The following is a 5,448-nucleotide window of genomic DNA, read 5'->3' as shown; positions in this document are numbered from 1 at the left end:
AGTAGCGAAAACCAAGCAGAGTAGGGCGTGTGGCGAGTCCAACGTACAGGATAGTTAAGCAATCACCGTCGGGACGACGGGTAGAGCCTGCTCAATAACTGACGGATACGTCGGTGTTCGCAGGAATCTCCCGCTTCAAATTCCGTCAGGAATTAAGCGGTGAGTAGTTCAATACACAAGCCAATCCTAGCAATGATTTCTTAATCGATCGTGACATGCAGGAAAGAGGGGAATCATTCGCCGGTATCTTTGGAATCAGAATGGAAGATCACGCCGTTCAAACGAGTGCAGGGCCGATTGTGGATCGTTCAACAGAAAAGTTGGGAACAAGTGACACGGCTATTATAAAAGCAAGACAATGTTTATTAAAAGCAGTAAAATTGCCGGAAAACGAAGAAGAATTGCCCGCTCTTGAGCCTAGCTCACATCATGTTCGTTCCGCTTCTGTTTTACTTCCAAAGGGAGTACTATTCCAAGAAGGAGCAAAGCCCATCACTTTAAATTAAGCAATACGAATCTGGTCCGTAGAACCGCTGCAAGAGAACTTCTGCTTCATGGATGCAGGAGAACCGTTCCCATGCATCTATCAATATTCCGAAACTTGATTCGTTCCTTCTGTTTTGTCCTTTGATAAAAACCAGCCGCCAATAGAGATTAATAATAAAACAAAATAGCAGATAGTCTTCCATTTCGAAACGAAGGGGGGGAGGCACTACAAAAAGACAATATGCAAGAAAATGTCCATTTGTGGTGCCTGACACCTTGTTGAATCAATAAATTCTCATTATAAAAAACACGGAGAAGGTTCTTCTGCTACGATGGGAGCAGAAGAACCTTCTCCGTGTATTATTTATGGCGTAACAGTAACCAACAAAGGTGCAGGTTCACCTTCGCCTCCGGCTGTTTTTAATGCTAAGTCTACCTGATCTAACCCATAATTATGAGAATTCAGCAGGCTGAGCGGGAACCTGCCTGCTGCGATGAGTTCAGTAGCCATTTGAACTGATTCGAAGCTATGTCCTCTAACACCTTTAAGAGTTAGTGTTTTTTTGATAACTGTATCGATATCCCAATCTGGAATAGCTTGATATTTGTAGGCTCCAAGCAGTACCGTTCCACCTTTTTTTGCAATATTGATAGAGTCTGTAATCGGAGCTGTACCGCCAGATGTAACATCGAGCACCACGTCTGCCATTCGGCCGTTTGTTATTTGTTCAATACTGGAATATAAATCATCTGTAGTCGTATTAATGATGTAATCCATTCCTAATTCTTGGGCTAATGTTAAGCGGCGCAGACTAGAACTTCGTCCAATCATAATGACCGTTGCTCCGGCGGCTTTAGCAGCCAGCCCGCAGGCTAATCCTTGCTGTCCAGGCCCATAAATGGCCACCACTTGACCGGTTGTTACTTTTCCTTCTATACTCATCCATTCAAACCCGTTAGCTAATGGTAACGTCAGCGCGGCTTCGACAGCAGGTACATGTTCTGCCATCTTATGAAGAACGGAATTTGGATGGAGATACATATATTGACTAAATCCGCCCCATAATGATGGACTCATAGAGATAGGAACTGTTCCATAGCGGATTCCGCCAGAACGGGGATCGGTAAAGGTGCATGATCGATAGGCGCCCGTCCGACAGGCTTTACACTGGCCACATGGAATGTATTCCTCCATCGCTACCCGATCACCCTCTTTTAATCCCCATTTTTTTGATGCTATTTCTCCAATCTTTTCAATATAACCTATAACATGATGCCCTAAAATTTTAGGCTCCTGAAAGTGACGATAATAAGAAACATCAGTTCCACAGATTCCCACAATTTCGACGCGGAGAATTCCTTCCTCCGAAGAGATATCAGGTAATTCAAATTCACGTAGAGCTGTTTCCTTTTCACCTACTGCGACTGCTGCCAGAACTTTTTTACCCATTCATTTGCCTCCTCTTTATAACGTGTATTTTTCTAAAGTAGATTTGGCAAACAAATCTTCTATCTTTAATTGGTTCTTGATCATTCCTTGCTCATAGGAATAGGTTACCGCTGCTTCTAAGGTTTTGCGGTTATTTTCTAATCCGTAGGGCCAGAAATCCTCACCCATTAATTCTCTCGTATTTTCCCATTCTGAAGTGAACCAAGGAAGGGTTACTTTTAATGCTGCTGTTTGCTTAAAACCTTCATATACTTTTTGTTTTGCCTGCTCAAAGGCTTTGTATAAATTTTGTGCAACCCATGGATGCTCTTCTAAAATTTCATCTTTAATTGCTACTACATGCATAATTGGAAAAATTCCCGTACGCTTAAAATATTCCTTTTCAACAGATGGATAATCAGGGAAAAGACGCTGAACATTTGGCGATCCTTCAAGAAAACAAGATGGTGCACGCGGTGCGATAAAGGCATCTATTTCTCCAGATTCGAGCATTTGATTTAAGGTTTGATTATTATCAATTTGTCTGATGTTAATATTCCAAGGAAGATCAAGCTTTATTTTCTCGATCCGACCGGCTGTTTCTTGACCGCCAATATACCAATTCATATCGGCTGGATGAACACCATAATCATGCTGGAGTATTCCACGAATCCAAAGACAGGCAGTTAACTGATATTCTGGAATCCCAACTCGTTTCCCTTTAAGGTCTTCAGGTTTATTTATACCAGAATTCTTATTGATATAAATGCCGGAATGGCGGAAGAACCGAGACATAAAAACGGGAATTGCTGTGAAATTTGGATAACCGCGATCCTTTGCAACTAAATACGATGATAAGGATAATTCTGCTACATCAAATTCTTGATGACGCATCATTCTCCAAAATGTTTCCTCAACCGGCATATTTAGCCAATTAAGATCAATTCCATCTACTTGAACAGAACCGTTTGTTAGAGCATGGATCCGATCGTAATCCCAGCAGGCAAAGCTTAATGATAGTTTAGACATATAGCCACTTCCTCTCAAAATCTTTTAATAATAGTTATATATTCATAATGTCCTATGGATGCAGATGCTGAAAATAGTCTGTTCTTTCATACGGCACACTACGTAACAAAATTATTGAAAACAAAACAACTTTTTGTTAAATTTACAATAATAAAAATATTCTACAAAAAGTAGAGAGCGGGGGACGTAATGTGTTGTCTTCAGTACATAATGCGATTAGAATTTTGCAGACCTTTTCGAAGACAGAGACAGAATTAGGAATAACGGAATTGAGTATGCGATTAGGGTTGGCAAAGAGTACTGTTTTCCGACTTATGAAAACATTAAATGAATCAAATTTAGTCGAAAAAAACCAAGAAACCCAAAAATATCAATTAGGGATTGCCGCTTTCGAACTCGGATTTACCGTCTATCATTCAATGGAGCTGCGCAGAGTTTCAGTTCCTGTCCTTGATAAGCTTACAAAGACTATTAATCGCGTTATACGGCTTGGTGTATATGATAAGGGTGGGGTAGTATACCTTGTTAAGCGAAGTCCAAATGGAGATAATGGAACAAAATCGAAGATTGGTGACCGAATTCCTACACACTGTACTGCAATTGGTAAAATGCTGTTAGCACACCAAAGTGACGAAGAGGTTGCACGGGTAATCGAAGGTGGTTTGCCTCGGTATACAAATAAAACAATTGTTACCGGAAACGATTTGAAAAAAAATCTAATCGAAGTTAGAAAGAAGGATTACGCCTTAACAATGGAAGAGTTGAGGGAGGGAATTTCTTCTGTAGCAGTCCCTGTAAAAAATGATTTAGGAAAAGTAGTAGGCGCAATCAGCATTACTGGTTCTAGAGCAACTTTTACTTTAAATCAGATTGATCAATACGTGAGGGAACTCAGACAATGCAGCAGACTGATTACTGAACAAATGGGAATGGACTATTATTAATGAATAGTAGAATAGGAGAAATAATTACAGAATTTCCCGAACGTGAAAGCCCACTGCTTTAGCTGTGGGAGCAGTCAAATACTTTGTTTAGAGAAATGATTAGTCTAACTAATCATTCTTTCTTTTTATATAGAGTTGTCTATTGGTTTTCATTTTCGTCCTAGTAAAAACGATAGTAGTGAGATGATGAATAACTTTTGTTGATCAATTTCTCCCACCTCACTTCATTCCTTGAGGAGGGGGTTTGTAACGTATCGAACCTACAGGCTGAACGCTTAACGTTACGGGACCTGCGACATTGTGGCTCTAGTGACCACCAGGCCCTCTATTCCGTTGCTCTTGCTTCGGAACTGCTTTTAAACCATTTTATAGGTTAAAGGGTGATGAACGGCCACATCTTCTATCTGGAAAGAGATGGCCTCTTTATTCGCATATTTTCGCATGATATTCGCAGAACCGTTGACATCTGTATGGAGGATGTTGCTGTTTTTTGTGCGATATAAGCTTCTGGAAATTCTACGGCCTGAAAAGATTGTCTCTCTTTTTTTACCATATCTAGGAAAATCATCACCATCTAGAAAACTAGCCTTAGAAGTATAAGATTCTTCTGTTACAATCACCTTCATGCCTATTTCTTTTGCTTTATACTGAATCATCGAAATCAAAAGATGGTACGGAATTTGAACAAACTTTTGATTGTTCTCTTTCCCCATATTTGAGTGTTGTTTCCATCCTTTGTTTTGACCGATAATAATGGTATCAATGTTTTCTAACGCAGCTAATTCTTTAATAAAAAAACTGCCTTTATGAAACCAATCCTTTATCTTTCGATACCGAACGGCTTCGAGATGAACCAATCGTTTAGAAGAAAACAATCCTTCTTTCGGACCTTTTCCTTGCCGCAGAATCCCATAATAATGAGCTTTCATTTTGTTGTAGTATTGATTGATCGATTTGATCGTTTGGCCCTTCAACAAAACAGGTTCCATTCCTGTGTTTGTTGTAATAGTTGCTAAGTTATCAATCCCCAAATCAATACTTATTAAGCGTGAAGAAACGTGTCCTGCTCTTTCCTCTAATTCAGTTTTTTCAAATACCAGCTCCACCACAAATTGATTGTACTTTGGTATCACACGAACCGATTTTAACTTATTAGAAGTAGACCCTAACCTCCCAATATTCAACTTCTCTTTGGTTTTAGGGAACTTTAACCATTTATTTTCTTTGACCACACAATCCTGATTGGTAAATTCAACTGCTTTCATAGTAGCGCGACTATATCTTGGAATGTTTGGTTTCCCGGTATATTTTGATGGATTCGCTTTCCAATCTTTCAAACTAGCAAAAAAGGATTTCCAATTTTGAAAGACCGTTTTCATAGTTATTTGGCTACTTTGAATAGGCAGCGATTGGTAATCGTTTTGTTTCATGGACTTAAACAACGCATCTAGAAAGGTGTATGAGACATAGGGATGGGAAGGATCAGGTAACGAAAATAAATGACACTTCACTTCTTTTCGATGTTCAACTGGCTTTTGTTGTTCTTTTGCTAATCGTTTA

The 5,448-nt window shown here is 39.5% G+C and carries 4 protein-coding genes and 1 pseudogene; 2 read left to right on the top strand and 3 right to left on the bottom strand.

Annotation, left to right across the window (positions count from 1 at the left end):
* Positions 1–194: 194 nt before the first annotated feature.
* Positions 195–506 (top strand): annotated as a pseudogene (locus tag F4V44_RS26695) (aromatic ring-hydroxylating dioxygenase subunit alpha); the annotation flags it as partial.
* Between the two features lie 344 nt (positions 507–850).
* On the opposite strand, the gene F4V44_RS26690 reads toward F4V44_RS26695, so the two are convergent.
* Entirely contained in the window at positions 851–1,936 is a 1,086-nt protein-coding gene (locus F4V44_RS26690) for a zinc-dependent alcohol dehydrogenase (RefSeq protein WP_150443012.1), read from the bottom strand.
* 15 nt (positions 1,937–1,951) lie between these two features.
* A complete protein-coding gene (locus F4V44_RS26685) occupies positions 1,952–2,944 on the bottom strand; it encodes an ABC transporter substrate-binding protein (RefSeq protein WP_150443011.1) in 993 nt (330 codons plus the stop codon).
* 191 nt (positions 2,945–3,135) lie between these two features.
* Here F4V44_RS26685 and F4V44_RS26680 point away from each other — a divergent pair, with 191 nt between their 5' ends.
* Positions 3,136–3,888 (top strand): IclR family transcriptional regulator, encoded by a 753-nt coding sequence (locus F4V44_RS26680; RefSeq protein ID WP_150443010.1) that lies wholly within the window; start codon positions 3,136–3,138, stop codon positions 3,886–3,888.
* A 356-nt stretch (positions 3,889–4,244) separates the two neighbouring features.
* Here F4V44_RS26680 and F4V44_RS26675 read toward each other — a convergent pair.
* Positions 4,245–5,448, bottom strand: a 1,204-nt coding sequence (locus tag F4V44_RS26675) for an RNA-guided endonuclease InsQ/TnpB family protein (RefSeq protein WP_150443009.1), incomplete at its 5' end; no start/stop codon positions are given.

This window comes from Niallia endozanthoxylica (assembly GCF_008710145.1).
GTDB lineage: Bacteria > Bacillota > Bacilli > Bacillales > Cytobacillaceae > Bacillus_BD > Bacillus_BD endozanthoxylica.
This window is presented reverse-complemented; position numbering and strand designations above follow the sequence as displayed.